26 protein-coding genes are annotated in these 20761 nt (G+C 72.3%); 17 read left to right on the top strand and 9 right to left on the bottom strand.

Annotated features, from left to right (window positions below; translation table 11 throughout):
* Window positions 1-11 precede the first annotated feature (11 nt).
* Window positions 12-779 (top strand): NUDIX hydrolase, encoded by a 768-nt coding sequence (locus ACZ6W9_RS10600; protein WP_389969169.1) that lies wholly within the window; start codon window positions 12-14, stop codon window positions 777-779.
* Between the two features lie 129 nt (window positions 780-908).
* Window positions 909-1193: a hypothetical protein gene (locus tag ACZ6W9_RS10595; RefSeq protein WP_470117376.1), complete on the top strand. Its 285-nt coding sequence runs from the start codon at window positions 909-911 to the stop codon at window positions 1191-1193.
* 270 nt (window positions 1194-1463) lie between these two features.
* Here ACZ6W9_RS10595 and ACZ6W9_RS10590 read toward each other — a convergent pair whose 3' ends face one another.
* Window positions 1464-1895, bottom strand: coding sequence for an enediyne antibiotic chromoprotein (locus ACZ6W9_RS10590; protein WP_389969173.1), 432 nt, complete (start codon window positions 1893-1895; stop codon window positions 1464-1466).
* 293 nt (window positions 1896-2188) lie between these two features.
* Here ACZ6W9_RS10590 and ACZ6W9_RS10585 point away from each other — a divergent pair, with 293 nt between their 5' ends.
* A complete protein-coding gene (locus ACZ6W9_RS10585) occupies window positions 2189-2932 on the top strand; it encodes a VOC family protein (RefSeq protein WP_389969193.1) in 744 nt (247 codons plus the stop codon).
* Between the two features lie 129 nt (window positions 2933-3061).
* Here the strand turns inward: ACZ6W9_RS10585 and ACZ6W9_RS10580 are convergent, their stop codons facing one another.
* Window positions 3062-3703: a TetR/AcrR family transcriptional regulator gene (locus tag ACZ6W9_RS10580; RefSeq protein WP_362931708.1), complete on the bottom strand. Its 642-nt coding sequence runs from the start codon at window positions 3701-3703 to the stop codon at window positions 3062-3064.
* Window positions 3704-3793: 90 nt separating this feature from the next.
* Here ACZ6W9_RS10580 and ACZ6W9_RS10575 point away from each other — a divergent pair, with 90 nt between their 5' ends.
* From ACZ6W9_RS10575 to ACZ6W9_RS10560, 4 genes are read left to right on the top strand one after another with little or no spacing between them, the layout of a single operon-like run.
* Entirely contained in the window at window positions 3794-4711 is a 918-nt protein-coding gene (locus ACZ6W9_RS10575; RefSeq protein WP_389969195.1) for an ABC transporter ATP-binding protein, read from the top strand.
* Window positions 4701-5468 (top strand): ABC transporter permease, encoded by a 768-nt coding sequence (locus tag ACZ6W9_RS10570; protein ID WP_389969197.1) that lies wholly within the window; start codon window positions 4701-4703, stop codon window positions 5466-5468. Before ACZ6W9_RS10575 ends, ACZ6W9_RS10570 begins: the two co-directional genes overlap by 11 nt.
* Complete coding sequence (locus ACZ6W9_RS10565) at window positions 5465-6262, top strand: ABC transporter permease (protein WP_389969199.1); 798 nt, start codon at window positions 5465-5467, stop codon at window positions 6260-6262. Before ACZ6W9_RS10570 ends, ACZ6W9_RS10565 begins: the two co-directional genes overlap by 4 nt.
* 51 nt (window positions 6263-6313) lie before the next feature.
* Window positions 6314-6685, top strand: coding sequence for a DoxX family protein (locus ACZ6W9_RS10560; RefSeq protein ID WP_389969201.1), 372 nt, complete (start codon window positions 6314-6316; stop codon window positions 6683-6685).
* Between the two features lie 61 nt (window positions 6686-6746).
* On the opposite strand, the gene ACZ6W9_RS10555 is transcribed toward ACZ6W9_RS10560, so the two are convergent.
* Window positions 6747-7685, bottom strand: coding sequence for an AraC family transcriptional regulator (locus ACZ6W9_RS10555; RefSeq protein ID WP_389969203.1), 939 nt, complete (start codon window positions 7683-7685; stop codon window positions 6747-6749).
* Between the two features lie 167 nt (window positions 7686-7852).
* Between ACZ6W9_RS10555 and ACZ6W9_RS10550 the strand changes: the two genes are divergently transcribed.
* Both ACZ6W9_RS10550 and ACZ6W9_RS10545 read left to right on the top strand, forming a co-directional pair.
* The gene (locus tag ACZ6W9_RS10550) at window positions 7853-8773 is read left to right on the top strand and encodes an NADP-dependent oxidoreductase (protein WP_389969205.1); all 921 of its coding nucleotides are present in this window, start codon (window positions 7853-7855) and stop codon (window positions 8771-8773) included.
* Window positions 8770-9327, top strand: a complete 558-nt coding sequence (locus ACZ6W9_RS10545; RefSeq protein ID WP_389969207.1) for an NADPH-dependent FMN reductase — start codon at window positions 8770-8772, stop codon at window positions 9325-9327. Before ACZ6W9_RS10550 ends, ACZ6W9_RS10545 begins: the two co-directional genes overlap by 4 nt.
* Before the next feature lie 69 nt (window positions 9328-9396).
* Here ACZ6W9_RS10545 and ACZ6W9_RS10540 read toward each other — a convergent pair whose 3' ends face one another.
* The 3 genes from ACZ6W9_RS10540 to ACZ6W9_RS10530 all read right to left on the bottom strand — a co-directional run bounded on the left by ACZ6W9_RS10540 (window position 9397) and on the right by ACZ6W9_RS10530 (window position 11529).
* Window positions 9397-9873, bottom strand: coding sequence for a hypothetical protein (locus ACZ6W9_RS10540; protein ID WP_389969209.1), 477 nt, complete (start codon window positions 9871-9873; stop codon window positions 9397-9399).
* Between the two features lie 209 nt (window positions 9874-10082).
* The gene (locus ACZ6W9_RS10535; protein ID WP_389969211.1) at window positions 10083-11159 is read right to left on the bottom strand and encodes a cation diffusion facilitator family transporter; all 1077 of its coding nucleotides are present in this window, start codon (window positions 11157-11159) and stop codon (window positions 10083-10085) included.
* Window positions 11152-11529 (bottom strand): ArsR/SmtB family transcription factor, encoded by a 378-nt coding sequence (locus tag ACZ6W9_RS10530; protein ID WP_389969213.1) that lies wholly within the window; start codon window positions 11527-11529, stop codon window positions 11152-11154. Before ACZ6W9_RS10530 ends, ACZ6W9_RS10535 begins: the two co-directional genes overlap by 8 nt.
* 264 nt (window positions 11530-11793) lie before the next feature.
* Here ACZ6W9_RS10530 and ACZ6W9_RS10525 point away from each other — a divergent pair, with 264 nt between their 5' ends.
* The 4 genes from ACZ6W9_RS10525 (at window position 11794) to ACZ6W9_RS10510 (ending at window position 14856) form a co-directional block, all read left to right on the top strand.
* The gene (locus ACZ6W9_RS10525; protein ID WP_389969215.1) at window positions 11794-12201 is read left to right on the top strand and encodes an SH3 domain-containing protein; all 408 of its coding nucleotides are present in this window, start codon (window positions 11794-11796) and stop codon (window positions 12199-12201) included.
* Window positions 12202-12448: 247 nt separating this feature from the next.
* Complete coding sequence (locus ACZ6W9_RS10520; protein ID WP_389969216.1) at window positions 12449-12634, top strand: hypothetical protein; 186 nt, start codon at window positions 12449-12451, stop codon at window positions 12632-12634.
* Between the two features lie 182 nt (window positions 12635-12816).
* A complete protein-coding gene (locus ACZ6W9_RS10515; RefSeq protein ID WP_389969217.1) occupies window positions 12817-13494 on the top strand; it encodes a DivIVA domain-containing protein in 678 nt (225 codons plus the stop codon).
* A gap of 129 nt (window positions 13495-13623) precedes the next feature.
* Window positions 13624-14856, top strand: coding sequence for a hypothetical protein (locus ACZ6W9_RS10510; RefSeq protein ID WP_389969218.1), 1233 nt, complete (start codon window positions 13624-13626; stop codon window positions 14854-14856).
* 104 nt (window positions 14857-14960) lie between these two features.
* Here the strand turns inward: ACZ6W9_RS10510 and ACZ6W9_RS10505 are convergent, their stop codons facing one another.
* Window positions 14961-15386: a VOC family protein gene (locus ACZ6W9_RS10505; RefSeq protein WP_470117574.1), complete on the bottom strand. Its 426-nt coding sequence runs from the start codon at window positions 15384-15386 to the stop codon at window positions 14961-14963.
* Window positions 15387-15537: 151 nt separating this feature from the next.
* Here ACZ6W9_RS10505 and ACZ6W9_RS10500 point away from each other — a divergent pair, with 151 nt between their 5' ends.
* The 4 genes from ACZ6W9_RS10500 (at window position 15538) to ACZ6W9_RS10485 (ending at window position 18387) form a co-directional block, all read left to right on the top strand.
* On the top strand, window positions 15538-16113 hold the full coding sequence (locus ACZ6W9_RS10500; protein ID WP_362931742.1) for a TetR/AcrR family transcriptional regulator: 576 nt from the start codon (window positions 15538-15540) through the stop codon (window positions 16111-16113).
* A gap of 82 nt (window positions 16114-16195) precedes the next feature.
* Window positions 16196-16918 carry a hypothetical protein gene (locus ACZ6W9_RS10495; RefSeq protein WP_470117369.1) on the top strand — a complete coding sequence of 241 codons (723 nt, stop codon included), beginning with the start codon at window positions 16196-16198 and terminating at the stop codon, window positions 16916-16918.
* A 192-nt stretch (window positions 16919-17110) separates the two neighbouring features.
* The gene (locus ACZ6W9_RS10490) at window positions 17111-17929 is read left to right on the top strand and encodes an alpha/beta fold hydrolase (protein ID WP_470117367.1); all 819 of its coding nucleotides are present in this window, start codon (window positions 17111-17113) and stop codon (window positions 17927-17929) included.
* Window positions 17926-18387: a GbsR/MarR family transcriptional regulator gene (locus tag ACZ6W9_RS10485; protein WP_389969226.1), complete on the top strand. Its 462-nt coding sequence runs from the start codon at window positions 17926-17928 to the stop codon at window positions 18385-18387. The genes ACZ6W9_RS10490 and ACZ6W9_RS10485 overlap by 4 nt, the downstream gene beginning before the upstream one ends.
* A 118-nt stretch (window positions 18388-18505) precedes the next feature.
* Here ACZ6W9_RS10485 and ACZ6W9_RS10480 read toward each other — a convergent pair whose 3' ends face one another.
* Both ACZ6W9_RS10480 and ACZ6W9_RS10475 read right to left on the bottom strand, forming a co-directional pair.
* On the bottom strand, window positions 18506-18835 hold the full coding sequence (locus ACZ6W9_RS10480) for a hypothetical protein (protein ID WP_389969228.1): 330 nt from the start codon (window positions 18833-18835) through the stop codon (window positions 18506-18508).
* A 241-nt stretch (window positions 18836-19076) separates the two neighbouring features.
* Window positions 19077-20546, bottom strand: a complete 1470-nt coding sequence (locus tag ACZ6W9_RS10475; protein WP_470117365.1) for an alpha/beta fold hydrolase — start codon at window positions 20544-20546, stop codon at window positions 19077-19079.
* Window positions 20547-20761: the final 215 nt, after the last annotated feature.

The raw sequence follows: 20761 nt of genomic DNA, 5'->3' as shown, positions 1-20761 counted from the left end.
AGCATTGTGCGGTGACCGAGTCATCGCCGCGGCGCGGCGCCGCGCTCCTGGACGTGCACCGTATCCGTCTGGTCGAGATCCCCGCGCCCCCGGTGCCGCCCGGGGAGCGGGCGGCCATGGACCGCGCCTGGGACGAGGCGGTCCGGGCCAACCCGAGTTTCTTCGACGGGCCGGTGGCGGCCCTGACGGGGCTCACGTGGGAGGGGCCGCGCAACGTGGTCCTGACCTGGGCGAGGATCACCTACCGGCGCAACGCCCTGCGCCGGGTCCCGGGCGCCACCGCACGGCTGCCGCCCCTCTTCGTCACCGTCGCGCAGCCGACCGACGACGGCCGGCTGCTGGTGGGGCGGATGTCGTCGTCGACCGCCGCGCCCGGCCGCTGGCAGCCGCCGGGCGGATCGGCCGAGCCGCCCGGGGACGCCGAGCCCCTCGACCTGGCCGCGCTCACCCGGCACGCCGTCCGGGAGCTGGCCGAGGAGACGGGCCTGGACACGGCGCCGGACGAACTGACACTGTGGTCCGTCATCCGCAGCGGAGACGGCGGTGCCGGCGTCCTGTTCCTCGCGCCGCCCCGGCCGGAGCCGCTGTTGCGTGAGCGGTTCGCGGCGGTGGTGGCCTCGGAGAGGGCGCTGGGCCGGGTGCCGGAGCTGGACCGCATCGCCCTGGTCCGCTCCCCGGCCGAGCTGGCCGGTCTCGGCGGGCCGCGGGTGGACTATCTGGAGCCGATCGTCCGCCGGTACGCCGGGACGATGCCCCGGCGCGGCGGTGATCCCGCCTAGACGGCGGCGCCTCCCGGGCCGGCGCCGTGCCCGTGGCCGGAGGTCCCGGGTGGCCGCCGATTCCCCGGCGGCCCGGGGCGGTGATCCGGGTGGCATCCTGGGGTGACGTCGACCACGAGGAGAGAACCGATGACCCCCCACTCCCCCGCCACACGGCCAGTGCCCCGGCACACTCCGCTCGACGCGGACGAGATGGCCCGGAGCGAGGCGGCCTTCTCCCCGCTCGTCACCGAGCACCTCCTGGCGAGCGGGCGGTTCCGGGTGACCGCCGAGACCCCGGACATGGTGGAGCTGTTCCAGCGCGTGGCCCGCAGGGTGGGCGACGCGCTGGGCAGGCCCGTGGTCAGCTACGCCAACGGCAGGGACATCGTGATCGCTTTCGGCCGGGAGGGGTCCCCCGGCCTCACCGCCTGACGGGGGCCGCCGAGCCGGCCGGCCGGACGGGCCCGGTGTCCGACGTGCCCGACGGCCGCCGCTCCCGGCTGGGAGCGGCACCCGCGCGGTCGTCCGGACGGCCGCGCGCCGGCGGCCGCCGGGGACTCTCCCGGCGGCCGCGCTTTCGCACTCGGACTCCTTTCTCGCTCATTTCGTGAAATATTTACTTATTCAGTCAAGTGCCGTTTCAATGTGCGTCCCTTTTCCCGGCCGGCCGGAGGAGGATTCCCCGATCCGGATGGGTGGAGGTCAGCGGAAGGACAGCTGCGTGGACCCCAGGAGGCCGTTCGGGCTCCCGGCGCTGACGTAGCAGGCCGTGACCGCGCAGTCCACGGAGCCCACGGCCGCCCCGTCGGGCGTGACGGCCTGGAAGCCCTTGTTGACCACGAACGAGGTGCTCGCCGAGCCGGCGGCGTCCGCGGCCACCGTCTTCACCGTCGCCGGGTTGCAGGCCAGCTGGTCCTTCACGGTGGCGCACTGCAGGATGGTGATCTGCTCCCCGGCCGCGGCTCCGGTGGCGGAGGCGGTGACCGAGGCGCCGTCCGACAGGCCGGTGGCCGGCGTCACCGAGAAAGCCGGGGCGGCGGCGGCGAAGGCCGCCGGCTGCGACACCAGGGCCAGGCCGCCCATCGCGACGGCGGCGGCGACACCCAGCTTGGCGAAAAGACCGGTCTTCTGCATTCCTTGCTCCTTCTCTCTTGCCTTCTCTGGCTTTTCTCTGTTCTTCTCCGGCGATCGCTCGCCCTTACAAGAACAACTTTGCGCCATTCACTGCGGACATTCCAGAAAAAGCCGAGTCAGCAAGTTGCCCGTGAATATCAACATCCTGTCAACGCCGGAGTTGCATCGCGGGCGAGAGGGAAGTAAGGGGCGCACCCGGGCTGCGGGCCGTACAGGTTGGGGGGTGCGCGCCGCGCGGGGACCGTACGGCTTCGCGGAGAGCCCGGCCTTCCGCCCGGAATAGGGTGGCCGGCATGGCACTGAATCTCATCCAGGTGAACTTCAAGGCCCGGGACGACGCGGCGCTCGGCCGGTTCTGGGCGGAGGCGCTCGGCTGGGGCGTCTCCAGCGAGGGGCCCGGCGTGACCAACCTCGAACCCCTGGGCTTCACCTGGCCGGATCCCGCCGCCTTCTACATCGACCTCGTCGCCGTCCCGGACCCCGAGACGGTGAAGTACCGCGTGCACCTCGATCTCGCCACCACCTCCGCGGCCCATCAGGCCGAGTTGGTGGCGCGGCTGAAGGAACTCGGCGCGACGCCCGCGGACGTGGGCCAGGGTGACGTCCCGTGGACGGTTCTGGCCGACCCGGAGGGCAACGTGTTCTGCGTGCTGGAGCCCCGGGAGATCTACCGGGACACCGGCCCGATCGCCGCGGTGGTGGTCGACTGCGCGGACCCGCGGGCCATGGCCAGGTTCTGGGACCGGGCGGTGGACTGGACGCTGCACGAGGTCACCGACGACCACGCGAGGCTCCGCTCCTCCAGGGGCGTCGGGCCGTATCTGGAGTTCCTCCGCGTGACGCCCGGCGGGAAGACCGCGTGGAACCGCGTCCATGTCGACCTGCTGCCGTACCCCGGTGACGACCAGGCGGCGGAGGTGGCCCGGCTGCGGGCCCTCGGCGCGACGCCCGCCGACGTCGGACAGGGCGACGTCCCGTGGGTCGTCCTCGCCGACCCGGAGGGCAACGAGTTCTGCGTCCTCCGCCGCAGGGCCTGACGCGGAGCCTCCCCCGCCCGCGCGCCGTCCGTCCCGGCCGCGCCCGGATCGGCCGCGCCCGGATCGGCCGCGCCCGGATCGGGCGCGCACGGATCGGGCGCGGCCGGGACACGGCCCCCGGCCGCGCCGTCAGCGGCCCTGATCCGAGCAGAGCTGGGCGCGCAGGGTCCGGAGAGCCCATCGCTCCCAGCGCTCGCGCGGCCAGCCGCGCGTGTGCACGAACAACAGGTACAGCTCGGGGCTGAGCAGCCCGTAGAGCAGGTCGGCGGCCTCCTCCGCCGGCACCTCCGCCCGTGCGCCGGGCTTGCCGACGAGCGCCCTGGCCGCCCTCTCGTGAACGACGTACCGCGGATCGACGTCGCGGGGCCACAGCGCGGCGACCTCGGGATCGCTCGCGCACGCTCCGTCCAGGACCCTGCCGATCGGCGCCGCCCGCTCCAGGATCGAGGTCGTGCCCGCGACGTAGGCGCACAGCATGTCGTGGGCGGTGCCGGCGGCCAGCGCGTCGACGTACCAGGGCCGGTCCATGGTGGCCACCGGCTCGTCATCGCCCGCGATCGTCACGTCGACCAGCTCTTTCAGCAGGACGCGTTTGTTGCCGAAGACGAAGTAGATCGTCTGCACCGCGACCCCGGCCTTGTCGGCGACGTCCTGAAGGTTCGTCGCACCGTATCCGTCCTGCACGAACAGCTCCAGAGCCGCCGACAGGATGCGCCGCCGGGTCTCCTGGGCCTTCTGCGCCCGCTTGCCGGGTTGCTTGACACCGCTCATGGCTAGAGTCTATCTCTAGATTCGTTCGCTAGAAGTCAACTCTAGAGATGAGGACCAGTGACGATGACCCTCCCTCCCCCGGGAAATGACATGATCGAGGTCGACGCGTTGACCAAGGTGTACGGCTCGGCGCGGGTCCGGGCGGTCGACGAGGTGTCCCTGAGCGTTCCGGCCGGATCGGTCTTCGGCTTCCTGGGCCCCAACGGCGCCGGCAAGACCACGACCATCAAGATGCTGGCCGGCCTGCTGACGCCCACCTCCGGCCGGGTCCGGCTGGGCGGCTTCGACGTGGCCCGGCAGCGTTCGTCCGCGATGGCGCAGTTCGGCGCCGTGCTGGAAGGCTCCCGCAACGTCTACTGGAGCTTGTCCGCCTGGCAGAACCTGATGTACTTCGGCCGGTTGAAGGGCCTGCGCAAGGCCCGGGTCGCCGAGCGCGCACAGGACCTGCTGGCCGATCTGGGCCTGTGGGAACGCCGGCACGACAAGGTCGGCGGCTTCTCCCGGGGCATGCAGCAGAAGGTCGCGATCGCCGCGGCTTTGATCGCCGACCCGCCGATCGTGCTGCTGGACGAGCCGACGCTCGGCCTGGACGTCGAGGCCACCCGTACCGTCAAGAACCGGATCGCCGAGCAGGCCCGCGAGCTCGGCACCACCGTCCTGCTCACCACCCACCAGCTCGACGTGGCCCAGGAGCTGTGCGACCGGGTGGCCGTCATGCGGCAGGGACGGCTCGTGGCCGACCTGCCCACCCGCGAGCTGCTGGCGCGCTTCCGCGAACGCGACCGGTACGAGATCCGCGTCGAGGGCACGGCCCCGCCCGGCCTCGACACCGTGACCCGTGACGGCGTCACCGTCATCAGCGTGCGGGTGAGCGATCCGCGCGAGGTGTACGAGGTGGTCGAGCGGCTGCGCGCGCACGGAGCCGTACTGGAGTCGCTGACCCAGATCCAGCCCGGCCTGGAGGACGTGTTCCTCGCCCTGGTGAACGAGCCCTCCCATGCCGGCTGACGTTCTGCGCGCGGAGATCGGCAAGGGTCTGCGCGTCCAGCTCGCCCACCCGATCGGGCACGTCGTCACGCTGCTGATCAGCACCGTGATGTACCTCGGCCTGCAGTTCGTCCTGGGCCAGGGCGAACTGCGCCAGGACCTGCTGCCGCCGACCCTGGTCGCGATCGGCGGTTACTGGTTCCTGCAGTATGCCGGCCTGGTGATGGTGGCCGACCTCATCGAGGAGAAACGCGCGGGCACCTTCGCCCAGTCCCGGATGAGCCCGGCGCCCCCGTGGCTGCCGATGCTCGGCCGGCTGATCACCGCCTCGTTGTTCGGGCTGGCCGTGGCCGCCGTCGCCGCCCTCGTCCCGATGCTCCTGGCCCGGATCGCCGTCCCCCTGCGCTGGGCGGCGCTCCTGCCCGCCGTACTTCTGATGATCAACGCGCTGGCCTTCACCTTCCTGCTGGCGGCCCTCGCCCTGGTCTCCCCGATGATCGGTGCCCTGCAGTCGCTGTTCACCTCGCTGGTGCTGCTGCTCAACGGCTCGTTCCTGCCGCTGAACCTGTATCCGGACTGGCTGGCCGCGACGGCCAGGCTCCTGCCCACCACGCTGGGCGTCGAGGCGCTCACCCAGACGCTGTTCGAGGACCGCACCTTGGCCGAGGTCTGGGCCGGCGGCGCACTGCCCTGGCTGCTGGCCCACACCCTCGCCCTCGTCGCCGTCGCCGGCCTGCTGTTCGCCCGCAACCACCGACGAGCCCTGGAGTCGTCATGACGTTCGTCCGCGGATTCGCCGCCGAGGTCCGCAAGGGCCTGCTCAACCTGCTCGCCGGGTGGCGCGAAACCCTGATGGAAATGATCACGTTTCCACTGTTCTACCTGCTCATCGTGCTGTTCATGGGGCGCGGGCAGCTGCGTGCGGATCTGCTGCCGCCGGTGCTTCTCGGCATGGTGGCTCTGACCTTCATCCACGAGCAGGTCAACCGGGTGTTCTGGAGCTACCTGGGCGACATCCAGTCCGGCGTGCTGGAACAGACCTATCTGACCCCGCTGCCCTCGGCCGCGCGCGTCCTCGGCCGCCAGGTCGCCGCCGTGATCGCGGCCGTGCCCACCGCGCTGGCCGTCCTGGCCACCGGCGCCACCGCGATCATCCTCCAGGGCGGGCGACCGCCCTTCGACGCGCAGGTGGTCGTGCCGCTGGCCGCCATCGTGCTGGGCACCTGCGGGCTCGCGCTCATCCTGTGCGGCCTGACCCTGGTGTTCAAACGCATCGAGATCATCACTCAGCTGTCCGTGGCCGTCTACGCCATCGCGGGCGGCACCCTGGTCCCCCTGGCAGCCATGCCCGACCCGGTCGCCTTCCTCAGCCGGCTCGTCGTCCCCATCGCGCCCGGTATCGAGGCGATGCGCGACATCCTGCTCGGCGGGCACTCCCTGGCCGCCCTCCCCACCGGATGGGGTCTCGGCTGGCTGCTGGCCCAGCCGCTGCTCATCACGGTGGGCGGGGTGGTCCTGTTCGACCGGCTCGAAGACCTCGCCCGGCGCCGCGGCACCCTCGGCCGCTACTGACCCGCGAACCCGCCACCAGGCCAAGAACCTGAAGGAAAGAGAGCAATCGACGTGAACGTGTTCCTGTGGGTACTGCAGGCCCTCCTGGCCGCCGTCTTCGGCCTGGCCGGGATCATGCACGCCACCCGGTCCAAGGAGGGACTGCGCCCCATGGCGCCGTGGGTGGAGGACTTCACCCTCACCCGGATCCGCCTGATCGGCGCGGCCGAACTCCTCGGCGCCCTCGGCCTGATCCTGCCCGCCGTCACCGGCATCGCCCCGATCCTGACCCCGCTGGCCGCCACCGGCCTGGCCGTCACCATGCTCGCCGCCGCCGCCACCCACGCCCGCCGCGGGGAGCCGGCGGCCATCGCCGTCAACGTGGTGCTGCTCGCACTGGCCGCGGTCATCGCGTGGGGCCGCTTCGGCCCCTACGCCCTCTGACGGCGGACGCCTCGGCGGCCGTCACCGCGGGCCCCGGGACCGGAAGGACGCCGGGTGCCGCTCAGCCCGTGGGCGAGGGGCAGCCCAGGCGGCGGTACCTGCCGGGGGCCATGCCGTACTCGCGCTTGAAGGCGTTCGCGAAGGCGAACTCCGAGCCGTAGCCGACGACGGCGGCGATCTCGCTCAGCGAGGCGTCGGAGTCGCGCAGCATGCGCGCGGCCGTACCCAGCCGCCACCAGGTCAGATAGGTCAGCGGCGGCTGCCCGACGAACCGGGTGAACCTCTGGGAGAACGCCGCGCGGGACAGCCCGGCGCGGCGGCCGAGCGACTCGACCGTCCACGGGTGGGCGGGGTCGCGGTGGATGCCGTCGAGCGCGGCGCCGACGGCCGGGTCGGCCAGCGCGGCGGCCCAGCCGTCGGCCCTGCAGTGCTCCACCGAGGCGTCGAACCAGGCGCGCAGGATGTACAGCAGCAGCGTGTCCAGCAGCGCCGGCACCACCAGGTCCGCGCCCGGCCGCGGGGCTTCGATCTCCTTGCCGAGCAGCTCGACGGCGGCGCGCAGCTCGGTGTCGTGCCCCAGCCTGGCGGGCAGGTGGATCATCTCGGGCAGCCCCGTGAGCAGCGGATGCGCCCGGTTCGGGTCGAGCCGGTAACCGCCGCAGAGCGTCACGGTGACGGGCCCGGCACCCTCCATGGAGGCCGAGGCGAACAGTCCGGCGGGAGCGTGGGGGTCGCAGTCGGGCTCCGCGACGGGGGTGGCGGGCGAGTCCGCCAGCGCGTAGCCGTGCCCGTGGGGGAAGAACAGCACGTCGCCCGGCGCGACCGGAATCGGCTCGCCCTCCGGCGGGATCGCCCAGCACGAACCCCGCAGCACCACCTGGAAACCCGCCGAACCGGGCACCGACGGGAACCGCTGCCCCCACGGCGCCGCCCACTCGACGCGTGCCGAGCGCGGCACGCCCATGCGCATGGAGGCGACCACGTCGCTCAGCACGTCCATGACATGAGTCTAATCAGCAAGACGATCGCGTATGAATCACAGACAGCAGCGCATTGGGTGCCTCTGTCACGGCTCCTATGGTTGACGGCATGACAGAATCCCCGGTCGATGGGGCAGCCGGTGCGACCGGTCGTCCCCCGGTGAGCCGAAAAGCCGTCGGAGCACCCTTGAGCGAGTCCGAGACGCGGGCGGGCGAACACGCCGCGGACCTTCCCGGCACCATGCGGGCCGCCCGCATCCACGAGTACGGCGACGCCTCGGTGATCTCGCTGGACGAGGTGCCGGTGCCGAGGCCAGGGCCGGGCGAGGTGCTCATCAGGGTCGTCGCGACGTCGTTCAACCCCTCGGAGGTGGGCCTGCGGAGGGGCCTGCTGCACGACGTGCTCGGCGTCACGCTCCCGTACACGCTCGGCGCGGACGTCGCGGGCACCGTGGTCACCGGGGCGGACGGCCTCGCCCCCGGCGACCGGGTGATCGGGCTCATCGAGGGGGCGGCGGCCGGGTACGCGGTCGTGAGGGCGAGCGTGCTGACCAGGGCGCCGGAGCGGATCCCACTGACGGACGCGGCCGCCGTGCCGGTGGCCGGGCTCACCGCGTGGCAGGCGGTCTTCGAGCACGCCCGCGTCCACCCCGGCACCCGGGTGCTGATCAACGGGGCCGGCGGCGGCGTCGGGCTGTTCGCCGTACAGCTGGCCAAGCACGCGGGCGCGCACGTGGTGGCGACCGCCAGTGCGCGCAGCGCCGCCGCCGTGCGGGCGCTGGGCGCCGACGAGATCGTCGACTACACCGCCGATCCCCTGCCGGGCGGCAACGACGTGCTGATCAACCTGGTGCCCGGCGTGCCCGGCTCGGTGACGGAGCTGGCCGGGGAGTTCGTCTCGGTGACCGAGCCGATCGAGCATCCGCGCGCCGTCCGGTTCGTGACCCGCAACGATCCGGGACAGCTCTCCGAGCTGGTGGCGCTGATCGATGAGGGCGTGGTGGACGTCAGGGCGGACGTCCGTCCGCTGGAGTCCCTGGCGGACCTGCACCGAGCCGCGGAGCGCGGCGACATCCGCGGAAAAATCGTACTGAAGGTGGAGAAGTGATCAGGATCGGCATCATCATCGGCAGCACGCGGCCGGGACGCAACGGCGAGGCCGTCGCCCGCTGGGTCCACGACCGCGCGGTCAGGCGCGGCGACGCGCACTACGAGCTGGTCGACCTGAAGGACTACGACCTTCCCCACCTCGACGAGCCGCTCCCCGCGGCCGGCGGGGTCTATGAGCACCCGCACACCAAGGCGTGGTCCGACACCGTCGCGGGCTTCGACGGCTTCGTCTTCGTCACCCCCGAGTACAACCATTCGACCACCGGCGTGCTCAAAACCGCCATCGACTTCCTGTTCGCCGAGTGGCACGACAAGGCCGCGGGCGTGGTCGGCTACGGCGTCAGTGGCGGCGTGCGGGCGGCCGAGCACCTCCGGCAGGTGCTCGGCCAGGTCAAGGTGGCCGACGTCCAGATGGCCGTGGAGCTGCTGCTGCGCAGCGACTTCGAGGACTTCACCGTCTTCAAGCCCGCCGCGCACCAGGAGGACGCGCTGGACGGGCTGCTCGACCAGGTCGTCTCCTGGAGCACGGCGTTGCGCCCGCTCAGGGTTTGAGAGCGCGCGACGCCTCGGTGCCGGCCACGCCGCCCCGGCCGGCACAGGGAAGGCGCCCGACGGGTCGCGTCACGTGCTGACGTGTGCCCTGAACCGTTCGTGGGCGCTCTGCTTGGAGATTCCCATCGCCTCCCCCACCTGAGCCCAGGAGGCGCCGGTCTCCCGGGCGCCGGCGACGACCTGGTCGAGCAGGGTGCGGTGCCAGCTCTCCACCTGGGACAGTAGTGTGAGGGCGGCGAGAGGACGTTCGGCGGCGAGCTTGACGATCCGCTCGCACAGGAGATTCGACGTGGTCACCAGCTCGCCGGGGGGCGCGGCGGCGAGCAGCGGAGCGGCGTGCCTGCTCCACCAGCGGTACTCCGTCTCCTTGGTCCCCTCCTCCGTGGGCGGGAACCGGCGCTGGTCTGTCCATCCGCAGGAACATCCGGCCTGGTAGCCGACGAAGGTCCTGGTGAAGGCGCCGGCGGATGAGGCCAGATCCCCATTGGGGAGCACCGGGGCGGCGAAGCCCTCGTGGCCGGGGATGTCCGGGCTCTTGAATGTCATGAACGTCAGGATATCCTGACGCATTGCCGTGCGTGCGGCGATCTCGCCGAGTACGGCGTCGGAGTCGCGCGGCGGACGCGCGGCCGTGGCCCTCGCATCCGGTCGTCTCCGAGGCCGCGACCCGGGAGGACGTCCTACCTCGGTGACCTCGGCGGGCCGGGCGTGCCCTGTAGACGTACGCCGGGGAGGAACGCCGCGCCGGGTTCCGCTCATCCGGAGGCGGGGACCCCGCCCGGTGCGCTCGGCGGAGTCTCGGGAGACGGCGGGCCGTCGGAGCGGTGGGAGGGTCCGTGCGGATCCGCGCAGTGGAACGCGCCGGGGTCGTCGGCGTGCGGCTCGGAGGTGGCGTGGTCGACCTGCAGGGTGGTGTGCCCGATGCCGTAGTCGTCGTGCAGGAGACGCTCGACGGCCTGCCGTACGGCGTGGCAGTCGGCCCCCGGGACGACCAGGATGTGGGCCGACATCGCCGGATAGCCGGAGGTGACCTCCCACACGTGCAGGTCGTGGACCTCGACGACGTGGGGCAGGGCGGCGGTCCTCCGGCCGATCTCGGCGGGGCTGACGCCGACGGGGGCGGCCTCCATGAAGACGCGGCCGGCGTCGCGCACCAGACCCCAGCCGGCCTTGAGCATCAGGGCGGCCACGACCAGCGCGGCGACGGCGTCGGCCCGCGCCCAGCCCGTGGCCATGATGACCGCCCCGGCGGCGGTGGTGGCGATGAAGGCGTACAGGTCGTTGAGGATGTGCTGGAAGGCGCCTTCGACGTTGAGGCTGGAGCGGTCGGCCCTGCGCAGCAGCCAGGCCGCGGCGAGGTTGACGGCGATGCCGGCCAGTCCGGTGGCCAGCATGTAGCCGCCGGCGACCTGCGGCGGGTCGATGAGGCGATGGACGCCCTCGTAGACGAAGTAGGCGGCCAGCAGCAGCAGGGTGATGCCGTTGAGCTGGGCGGAGACGATCTCGGCGCGTTTGAGGCCGTAGGTGAAGCCGCCCTGCGGCGGGCGGGCGGCGATCCGCATCGCCACCAGGGCGAAGACGATGGCGAAGGCGTCGGTCAGCATGTGCCCGGCGTCGGAGATCAGCGCGAGGGAACGGGCGATGACGCCGACGACCACCTCGGCCGCCATGAAGACGACGATCAGGGCGAGCGCGCCGGTCAGGTAGCGGCGGTCGGCCTGGGCGCTGACGGCGTGCCCGTGGCCGTGACCGTGTCCATGTCCGCGACCGCGGGGAGCGGAGGGGCCGGGCTCGCCGGCGTCGTGCACGCCGGGGGTGTGCAGGTCAGTCATCGCGCTCTCCCCGCTCGTGCCTGATGTGGGCGAGGGCCACGTCCAGCAGCATCCGCACGTGGGAGTCGGCGAGCCGGTAGTAGGCCATCCGGCCGCTGCGGCGCACCTTCACCACCCGTTTGGCGCGCAGCAGCCGCAACGCGTGCGAGGCGGCCGACATGCTGTGCCCGGTGAGCGCGGTCAGGTCGCACACGCACATCTCGCCGCCTTCGAGCAGGGCGGCGATCAGCCGCAGCCGCCGGGGGTCGGCCAGCAGCCCGAAGATCTGGGCCAGTTCCTCGATGGACTCGTCCGCGGGCAGCGCGTCCCGGACGCCGGCCACCCGTTCGGCGTCGACCACCGTGACCGAGCAGTCGCGGTCGGGTCGCAAGGAAACAACTGAATGACTGTTCACTTGTGCAAGTGTGGAGACTCCGTCGCCGTACGTCAACACGTCCGGCGGTGACCCTGCCCGGTGGGCCGCCGGCTCCGCGCCGAGGGGAGCAAAACTTTACTTGCATGGTTGCTCAATTGTGTGATGCTTCAGTAGTCGGATAACCACGAAGAGTGAACATCGCAGGTCGACCCCCATTAGACCCGTCCGGCCCCCGGCGCTCAACCGGTTACGGCGATGCTCACAGGAAGGAAAAGTCCCATGCGAAACATCCAGCGGATCCTCCCCGCACTGGCCGCATGCGCCGCGGCCGGCCTGCTCGCGATCGGCGTCGCACCCGCGCAGGCCGACTCCAGCACTCCCCGGCCCAGCGGCGTCAGCACCCCCGTCGCCGTCCCCCGCCCAACCGGCGTCAACGTCCCTGCCGCCTGGGCCACCTCCGCGGCACGCACCTGCGCCTACCGGGTCGTCCATGTACGGCGCGGCAGCTTCCTGCGCATCCGCTCCGGACCGGGGCTGCGCTACCGGCCCATCGGACGGCTGCGGGTGGCCGACGGCCGCGTCTACGGCTCCTGCACCTCCCGCCGCGGCTGGATCTCCGTCAAGGCCCCCACCGGCAGGTCCGGCTGGTCCTACGGCTACTACCTGCGCCGGGTAGACGGGAGGTGATCCGGCCGACGGCATCCGCCCGGTACGGCCGGCACCGCCTCTCGTGCACGGCCGATCCCGTGCCGTAGGCGAAAACCCGCGCCTCCGCGGCGGGACAGGCACCATCGGCCCCGCCGCGGACGCCGAGTCGCTCCTGGCGGCAAAGGCCGTATCGCGCCCGGAATCGTGTTCCACGCCGCGGTCTTCCATGGCGACTCCATCGACCCGATTGCGACCTCAGTGAACAGGACACACCGGAGGCGTTTCCATGACAGACGAACCTGGCACCCCGGCTCAGGGCCCGCAGTGCGCCGGCACCGGCTGTGACGTTCCAGCAGACCAGCACGCCGCTCATCCGCAGTGGGACGGCCAGCGCTCCCACCCCCACGACGGTGACGACCACGAAGACGACGGTCACGGCGGCGACGCCTGCCCCTGCCATCACGACGACTGACCACCGGCGCCGCTCGTCATCGGGCTCTCACCGCCTCTCTGCGAGGAGAACCCGATGACGAACCTCCGGCGGAAACCTGCGAACTCGCGGCCGGTGAAACCTGCGCCCGCCCCCTTCTGCTCCTTCCCGCTCACCTCGGAATCTCAGAACCCCGAAACGGCGAAAGAACGGTGAAGACGCCCATGGGCGAAGAACACGGACACGGACACGGATCCGCCGGGCAGGACGAGCACGCCGGACAGGGCGAGCACGCCGGACAGGACGGCCCGCCGGCCGCGCCGGCGCTCCCCGACCCGCCCGCGGCCGCGGGACTGCTGACCCCCGCCGCGGTGCGCAACCAGGTGTTCACCGTCGTCCGGCTGCGCGAGGGCTACGACCTGGCCGAGGTCGACCAGTTCCTCGGGCAGGTCGAGACCACCCTGATCAGGGTGCTGTGCGACAACGCGGACCTGCGGGCCCGCGCGGCGGACGGGGACGGCGGACGGGCGGGCGGCGGTGAGGACGAGCGCGTCTCCGGCATCGCCCGGCGGGCGGCCGACCGCACCCTCGCCCTGGCCCACCAGGAGGCCCGGGCGATCCTGGAACAGGCCCGCCGTACGGCCGAGCAGCTGGAACGCGCCGCCTGGCGCAACGCCTCCGCCCGGCACCCCCGGAGCCCCTCCGTCTCCCCGGAGGCACTGGACGAGCGGATCCAGCGCCTGCACACCGCCGTCGCCGCGTCCGGCAGCGGCCTCAGGGACGCGATCGACGGCCAGATCAGCAGGCTGCACACCCTGCTCGACGAACTGCGGGACCTCACCCGGCCCGGACAGGCCCCGCCGTCCGCCCGGCACGCCGCCCCCGAACGGCCCACCGACTGACGACCACCGGCTGTTCCGCCCTCTTCCCGCGGGCGGACGGCAGATCCTCCGGCCACGCGGTCCCCCCGCCTCCCGCTCTCCTTCCACCGTGTTCACCCACCCCTTCAGATCATCAGGAGGTGCTCACCGATGCCACCATCGGCCTTGGTCTGGGCAATGGGGCCGGCCCTGCAGGCACAACCTCCCCGCCAGGCGGCCTGGGGCGCGGTGCTCCTGGTCTGCGTCTCCACCCTCGTCGGCGCCTACCTCGCCCGGCGCGACTCGGAACGGATGACGCTGTGGCTGGCCGTCGCCTCGGCGATGATGCTGGTCACCGCGCTCGTCGACCTGCTGCCCGACGCCTGGGGCGAAGCGGCGGAAACCGGCGTCCCGCTGTGGGGCCTGGCGCTGGCCGCCCTGTTCGGGTTCCTGGTCATCACCTACTTCACCCGCCGCGGCTGCGCCTGCCCCGAGGACGCCGCGGCCCGCACCGCGCTGCACGGTCCCGGACTGCACCGCCGCATCAAGCAGGGGATGGACGCGGCGGTGTTCGGCGGCATGGGCACCGCCGCCGCGCTCACCCTGCACCGCGCCATCGAAGGCGCCGCCCTGGCACTGACCGCGTCCGTCGTCGTCATCATCGCGCTCGTCGTGCACTCGGCCAGCGAGGGCCTCGCCCTGGCCGCGCTGCTGGACATCGCCAAACAGCGCCTGACCCCCTGGCTGATCGTCTCTTGCCTCAGCCCCGCCGCGGGAGTCGTGGTCGCCACCATCAGCCCGTTGCCCGCCGCCCTGGTGCCGATCCTGCTCAGCATGGTCATGGGCGTGCTGTGCCGGACCGCGATCGTCGGGATGAAGCTCGCCGCCGGAAAGCAGCGGAGCGGCCGGCTGTCCCGGCGGCAGATCGCCGTCGCGGGCGCCGCGGCGGCCTGCGCGGGCGTCCTGCTGGTCACCGCGAACGTCCTGGGCGGCGGCGACGGCCCCGCCAAGGCGTCCCACCCCGCCCCGACGGCTGCTCCCCCGGCCGGCCTCCCCCGCCCCGGGCCGGACGCCACCCTGCCCGCGCCCGCACAGGCTCCGCCGCCGCGCGGCCCGGCGCCGGCCGTCCCGCTCAGCAGGGCGCAGCTCCGCGAGGAGCTCACCGCCGGGCGGATCGGCCTGGCCGAGGTCTTCCGGCGCGACGATGAGATCACCCGCCGTACCCCGATCCGCCGGATCCTGCTCGCCCTGCCCGGCGCCACCCCGGTCACCGTCCACACCCTGCTGATGAGTACCGGACTCGACGGCCGGCAGTGGGTCGCCGACCTCACCGAACGGCAACGGCGAGCCCTGCTGGCCGCCCTCGCCCGAAGACGCGATCCCCCGCCGGCCCCGGAGGGATGAGCCCGGCCCGACCGGAGGCCCCTCCTCGGGAGGACACTCCGGGCACGGCGCCCGACCCCGTGCCCGGGGCCCGGAAGGTCCCCCGTCCGGGCGTGCGGTCCCCTTCAGCCGATTTGCTCGGCCAGTCCGACGACGATTCCCTCGGGGCCGCGGACGTAGCAGAGCAGGTAGACGTCCTCGTACCGCATCACCTCGCCGACGAGTTCGGCGCCGTGGGCGCGCAGGCGGGCGACGGCGTCCTCGATGTCGTCGACGGCGAACATGACGCGGCGAATTCCCAGCGTGTTCGCCGGCGCGTCCTTCGGCTCGGGACGGATCGCCTTCGGCGCGTGGAACATCGCCAGCTCGATCCGGCCGTGGCCGTCCGGGGTCCGCAGCATCGCGACGTCCTGCCGGACGTCGTCGATCCCGATGACGCGCTCCACCCAGCGTCCCTCGATCGGCCCCCTGCCCTCCAGTTCCATGCCGAGTTCGACGAAGAACGCGATGACGGCGTCGAGGTCTTCGACGACGATGAGGACGTTGTCCATCCGCTGAATGGTCATGCGGGTCTCCCCGGTCCGGTACGGCCACGGTGGCCGCGTGCACTCCTGGGACGGAGCCGCCGAGCCGTTCTCGACATCCTCCGCGACGGCCTCTTCGAGAACCTTCCGAAGGCGCACGTCGTTTATGTTGTACACCGTGAACGCGACAAGGGAGCGGGTCGCCGAGGCCGCGCGGACGATCCTCGCCGGCGAAGGAGCCGACGCGGTCACCATGCGCAGAGTGGCGGAGATGGTCGGTGTCACCGCCATGGCGATCTACAAGCACTACCCCAGCCGCGAGGCCCTCCTCGCCGTGGTGGCGGACCGTACCTTCGACGAACTGGGCGAAGGCTGGGGAACGAGGGTCCCGGACGGCGACTGGGAGACCCGCGTGAGGTGCCTGCTGGAGGACTTCCTGGACTTCGCCCTCGGCCGCCCGCATCTGTACACGTTCCTGATGACCGATCGGCGCGACAGGGTCAGGCGCTTCCCCGACGACTTCCGGCGGAACGGGTCACCGGCGTTCGCCCGCGTCGTCGAACTGGCCGAGGAGGGTATGCGCCTGGGCCTGCTGCGTCCCGACGACCCGCTGGAGACCGCCCTGGCCCTGACCTCGTCCGTCCAGGGCCTCGTCCAGCTGTATCTCGGCGGACGCGTCGGCATGGACGAGAAGGACTTCAGAGCGCTCTGCGCCCGCACGGTGGAAAGGGTCCTGCGCGGCCTCCGCGCTTAGGTCCGCTGCGGCGAGGGCGCGCGGCGCGCCTTCCGTCCGGGATCCGGGAGAGCGTCCGGTCGATGTGGAAGAATCCCGGGCCATGGCCACGCTTCCGTCCATCACCGCCCTGATGGCGGGCAGGCGCGCCGCGCGGGCCGCCCGGTCGATCGACGTCACCCGCCTTCCCGAGGACGTCCTGGCGCTCGTCGACGCCCTCGAACCCGGGGAGGAACTGGCCGTCACACGGGACGGTGAGACGATCGCGGTGATCTCCAGCACCCTGCGCGTGCTCGACGGCGCCGTCGTCGATCCCGCCGCGGAGGAGGCCGTCGAGGACGCGGGTGAAGAGCCCGCGGCCGACTACGACGGCGTGACGGTCGTCGCCACGGCGATGAAGCTGTCGGCGTCGGCCCGGGTGGCACTGTCCGACCGGCTCGGCCCCGACTACGTCGTGCTCGACATGCACGCCGCCCCCAAGACGACCGACGTGCTGCTGGCGCCGCCGTCCAGCCCCCAGCTGATCGCATGCCTCCGGTCGATGTATCCGAAGGCTCGCGTCGTCATCACCGAGATCGAGGACGACGAACTCGGGGTCAACTACCACGGCCCGGTACGGCGCATGCTGGACGCCGGCGCGGAGGCGTACCTGCCGCCGGCGACCATCCCCCACCTGGCGAGCCAGCTCGACCGCACCCTCACCCGGCTGCGCGAGGTCTCCGGCGGCGCCGCCACCCCGCCGGAGATCGAGCCCGCCGCGGGACCGCCGGGTGACAGCGGGCGCGGCGTCCCGGCGGTGCGGCCGATATCCGGTGGAGTCTCATAAGACCTCATAACGCCTCGTGACGCCTCGCCGGCACAGCGGGCGGCGAGGGGCTCGAGCGCGGGCTCCGCCAGGAGCGCGCCGCCACGGCCGCTCAGCCGGACGGGCATGGGGCGCATCCCGGTGGACGGGACCGATCCCGCGCGACTCGCGCGAGCGGCGAAGGACGAGGTCCATATTCACTATATTTAGACCATGGTGAATATGACGTCCGCCCTCCCCCTCCGCGGCTGCGACCTGCGTTACGCCGACAGCGGCGGTGACGGCGTGCCGGTGGTGCTCACCCACGGGGCCGGAGCCGACCACGTGATGTTCGACGCCCAGCGGGAGTACCTGCGGGAGCGGGGGCATCGCGTCGTCACCTGGGACCTGCGGGGTCACGGCCTCTCCCGCCCCTCCGAAGTGCGGTTCACCGCCGAGGAGGCGATCGCGGACCTGTGCGCGCTGATCGGGCACCTGAGGGTGGACCGGCCGGTGCTCGTGGGGCACTCCCTCGGCGGCAACCTCAGCCAGGCCGTCGTCCGGCGGCATCCCGATCTCGCCCGCGCCCTGGTCGTCATCGGCGCGACGCCGAACACGGCGCCGCTGTCCTGGAACGAACGCCTGCTGCTGCGGTCGGCCGCGCCGATGTTGTCGATGATCCCGGCCAGGGCCTTCCCGCGGGTGATGGCCGATGCCTCCGCGGTCACCCCGGCCGCGCGAGCGGATGCCCGGCGGGCCTTCGGCCAGTTGTCGAAGAAGGAGTTCGTCCAGGTGTGGCGGGCGACCGTCGGGTTTCTCATCCCGGACCCCGGCTATCGCACGCCGGTTCCCCTGTGCCTGATCCGTGGCGAGCGGGACCGCACCGGCAACATCGCCTCGGCCATGCCCCGGTGGGCCGAGGCCGAAGGGATCGAGGAGATCGTCATCCCCGGCGCGGGTCACATCGCCGGCCAGGACGACCCCCACGCGGTCAACGCGGCGATCGGCGCGTTCCTGCGTACGGTCCCGGCGGAGAAGGGAGCACGGCGATGAGCGCGGACGGGCGCCGGGCGTTCATCACCTCGGTGGGTGACCTGCTGGCCTCCTGGAATCTGCCGCACGCGACCGGGCGCGCCTACGGCCTGCTGCTCCTCAGCGAGGAGCCGATCTCTCTCGACATGATCGCCGCCGAGCTGGAACTGAGCAAGGGGGCGGTGAGCACCGCGGTACGGCAGCTGGATTCCTGGGGGCTGGCCAGGGTGATCCCGCAGCCTGGCAGCCGGCGGCTCCTGGTCGAGGCCACGGGAGGGATCGAGTCGCTGCTTGAGGCCAGCCAGGCGCGGGCCAGGACTCTGATCGCCGCCTTGCGGGAGGGTGAGTCACTGGTGCGGAGCGGTCCGGCGCAGGAACGGCTTCATGATGTGATCGGCCTTTTCGCCGGCTATGTCGACCTCGGAGGCCGGATGCTCGCCGAACACCGTCGCCGGGGGACGGGGCCCGCCCGGACCTGACCCGGATCCGGCGAGGACGCATCCGGTCTCCGGCCGGCCCGCGTACGGCTCTCCTCTCGCGCCCGCCTCGTTCCGGCGTGGCGGGCGCCCGCGGCGGCGGACGCCCGCCAAGCGGAGCTCAGGAGCAGTTCCACCTGATGCCCTGGTAGTTCAGCCCGTTGCCCCACTTGTACGACCGCCAGCGGTTCGGGCCGACGATGAAGCAGGGACTGTCCGGCCCGACCCGCCGGACGGAGAAGGAGATGGTGGAGGCGCAGTCGTTGGTGACCTTCACGGTCTGGGTGACGTAGCCGGACGAGTGGCTGACGTGCACGCAGTTCGCGGCGCGCGCGGACGCGACGGACGTGGACGCGGCGGTGCCGGCGCCGGCCTGACCTGCGGCGGCGACGGTCAGCAGTGCCGCCGCGGACAGGGCCAGTGCGCCGTTGCGAATCCTTCGGTGAGTCATTCGCCGTCCTTTCCGGTAAATCCGGGGAAGGGCCTCGCCCTTCCGCTCTACGGCCTTTTAGATGGCCTTCCGGCTCCCGAGGTTCGGCGTTTCTTCGATTTTTTCCATCCCCCTCTCATCTAAAATTTCCCGAATAAGGAAATATTAGATGATAGACGAAATATTCGGAAATTTCATTAAAAGCCGGGTGTGCCGGTCCGCGCCCCGCTCCCCCACCGTGGCCCGGCGGACACCGGACGAGTCACTCCGCGGGGCAGACCGTGCCCGGCGCGGGCAGCGTGAGGTCGGTCAGGTACCGGGTGGCGTGCCGGATCGGGCACTTCTTCCCCGACAGGTAGAGGGCGTGACCGGGCCCGTCGTAGGCGACGGTGACCGACCCCGGCACCAGCCGGGTGAAGCTCTCGGTCCACGCGTAGTCGCCCCACGTGCTGCCCGCTCCCAGGAACGGCGGCAGGCCGCGGACCGGCAGCGGGCGGGACGGGTTGGCCACCGGCAACGGCCACCCGGCGCAGGCCAGCCCGTCGAACCCGGCCGCCCCGAAGTTCGGCGAGGCCTTCCGCACCTTCCGGAGGTGCGCCTGGAGCTCGGTGTACCCGGCGTATCCCCGGCCGTCCCCGCAACTCATCGCCGGCACCCCGGGCATGGCCCAGACCTGCGCGTTGCCCAGGGCGACGTCGGCGAAGCCGGACCCGTCCCCGCGCCGGGCCTTGTCCACCGCTTCGGCGAAGGCCAGCCAGCGGGAGTTCCCCGGCCCGGGGTCTGCGCTGAAGCCGAAGATCTTCAGGTGCCAGCCGGTCAGCTCGCCCTTCCCGAACTGTGCGGAGGTGACCTGGATGGGCCTGCGGTCGGCGTCGCGGACCAGCCGGCGCCAGACCTTCCCGGCGTCCTGCCCGTGCAGCGCGCAGGCGGGGGTCTCCGCGCACCAGCGGGTGAACTCGGCGAACTTCTTCTCTACGACGGGATATGTCCGCAGTGCCTGGTCGGTCCAGCCGTTCATATGGTTGATCGTGCCGTCGAGATACATGGCCCGGATGCGCCGCGGGAACAGCCGGGCGTAGGCGGCGGCGGGGACCCCGCCGTAGGAATTGGCCATGAAACTCAGCCGCTCCTCCCCCAGGGCCTTCCGGATCGCCTCCATGTCCCTGGCCACCGACAGGGAGTCCAGGTGCTCGAACAGCCCGGTGCGGTCCGCGTCCCGGCACGCCTTGAACGCCTTGGTCATCGCCGTGGTCAGCGCGGTGTAGTCCTTGCGGTCGCGGGGCTCGCGCAGCGTCGTCCCAGGGCGCCCGCAGACCGGCGGCATCTGACCGAGCCACACGGTGACCCTGGGGGCGTAGGCGACGATGTCGAACCTGCGCCGCAGGTCGGTGAGGTCGGCGGCGGCGCGCTTCAGGTCGTCGATCCCGCTGTTGCCGGGCCCGCCGGGGATGCCCAGCACGCTGCCGATCCGCTGCGCGGGCTCGGTGGCCGCCAGCCGGGCCAGCTTCAGCGTGATCTTCGCCCCGTCCGGCCGGGACCAGTCCACCGGCACCTCGATCGCGGCGCACCGCATGTCCTGGGGCGCGTCCTTCCCGGCGCAGTCGCCCCACGTCGGCCCGTCGTCCCGGGCGGCCGACGCCGCCGGGGTCATCCCGGCCAGCGCCGCCGCGGCCATGCCGATGACCAGCCATCCGGTCCTGCCGAAGGAATGTCGTCGCTTCGTCGTCGTCATGGCTCCACCGTGGCCGGGCCGGGCGGGCGCCCGCCACGGGGATGTCCTCCGTACCGGGTTCGGGATGTCCCCCGGGTGCCGTCCGGCTGGGCCCGCGCCCGCACGTCCGCCAGGCTGTACGGCGTCGCCACCGCGAAGAGGCCGCCGGCGGCGCCGCGCGGTGAGGAGGAACGGTGACGAGGGGCATGGGGAGCCGGGCAGGAGATGGGCTCCCG

Source organism: Streptosporangium sp. NPDC053982 (assembly GCF_055585205.1).
The sequence above is the reverse complement of the archived record's forward strand: the minus strand, read 5'-3'. Positions and strand labels throughout refer to the sequence as shown.

Bases quoted from the DNA above. Each gene is read 5' to 3' on its own strand.
- ACZ6W9_RS10520 (WP_389969216.1), top strand. From the start codon at position 12,449: ATGACAGACGAACCTGGCACCCCGGCTCAGGGCCCGCAGTGCGCCGGC.
- ACZ6W9_RS10525 (WP_389969215.1), top strand. From the start codon at position 11,794: ATGCGAAACATCCAGCGGATCCTCCCCGCACTGGCCGCATGCGCCGCG.
- ACZ6W9_RS10490 (WP_470117367.1), top strand. From the start codon at position 17,111: ATGGTGAATATGACGTCCGCCCTCCCCCTCCGCGGCTGCGACCTGCGT.
- ACZ6W9_RS10515 (WP_389969217.1), top strand. From the start codon at position 12,817: ATGGGCGAAGAACACGGACACGGACACGGATCCGCCGGGCAGGACGAG.
- ACZ6W9_RS10480 (WP_389969228.1), bottom strand. From the start codon at position 18,835: ATGACTCACCGAAGGATTCGCAACGGCGCACTGGCCCTGTCCGCGGCG.
- ACZ6W9_RS10570 (WP_389969197.1), top strand. From the start codon at position 4,701: ATGCCGGCTGACGTTCTGCGCGCGGAGATCGGCAAGGGTCTGCGCGTC.
- ACZ6W9_RS10595 (WP_470117376.1), top strand. From the start codon at position 909: ATGACCCCCCACTCCCCCGCCACACGGCCAGTGCCCCGGCACACTCCG.
- ACZ6W9_RS10535 (WP_389969211.1), bottom strand. From the start codon at position 11,159: ATGACTGACCTGCACACCCCCGGCGTGCACGACGCCGGCGAGCCCGGC.
- ACZ6W9_RS10485 (WP_389969226.1), top strand. From the start codon at position 17,926: ATGAGCGCGGACGGGCGCCGGGCGTTCATCACCTCGGTGGGTGACCTG.
- ACZ6W9_RS10590 (WP_389969173.1), bottom strand. From the start codon at position 1,895: ATGCAGAAGACCGGTCTTTTCGCCAAGCTGGGTGTCGCCGCCGCCGTC.
- ACZ6W9_RS10495 (WP_470117369.1), top strand. From the start codon at position 16,196: ATGGCCACGCTTCCGTCCATCACCGCCCTGATGGCGGGCAGGCGCGCC.
- ACZ6W9_RS10510 (WP_389969218.1), top strand. From the start codon at position 13,624: ATGCCACCATCGGCCTTGGTCTGGGCAATGGGGCCGGCCCTGCAGGCA.
- ACZ6W9_RS10555 (WP_389969203.1), bottom strand. From the start codon at position 7,685: ATGGACGTGCTGAGCGACGTGGTCGCCTCCATGCGCATGGGCGTGCCG.
- ACZ6W9_RS10585 (WP_389969193.1), top strand. From the start codon at position 2,189: ATGGCACTGAATCTCATCCAGGTGAACTTCAAGGCCCGGGACGACGCG.
- ACZ6W9_RS10580 (WP_362931708.1), bottom strand. From the start codon at position 3,703: ATGAGCGGTGTCAAGCAACCCGGCAAGCGGGCGCAGAAGGCCCAGGAG.
- ACZ6W9_RS10565 (WP_389969199.1), top strand. From the start codon at position 5,465: ATGACGTTCGTCCGCGGATTCGCCGCCGAGGTCCGCAAGGGCCTGCTC.
- ACZ6W9_RS10505 (WP_470117574.1), bottom strand. From the start codon at position 15,386: ATGGACAACGTCCTCATCGTCGTCGAAGACCTCGACGCCGTCATCGCG.
- ACZ6W9_RS10540 (WP_389969209.1), bottom strand. From the start codon at position 9,873: ATGACATTCAAGAGCCCGGACATCCCCGGCCACGAGGGCTTCGCCGCC.
- ACZ6W9_RS10575 (WP_389969195.1), top strand. From the start codon at position 3,794: ATGATCGAGGTCGACGCGTTGACCAAGGTGTACGGCTCGGCGCGGGTC.
- ACZ6W9_RS10475 (WP_470117365.1), bottom strand. From the start codon at position 20,546: ATGACGACGACGAAGCGACGACATTCCTTCGGCAGGACCGGATGGCTG.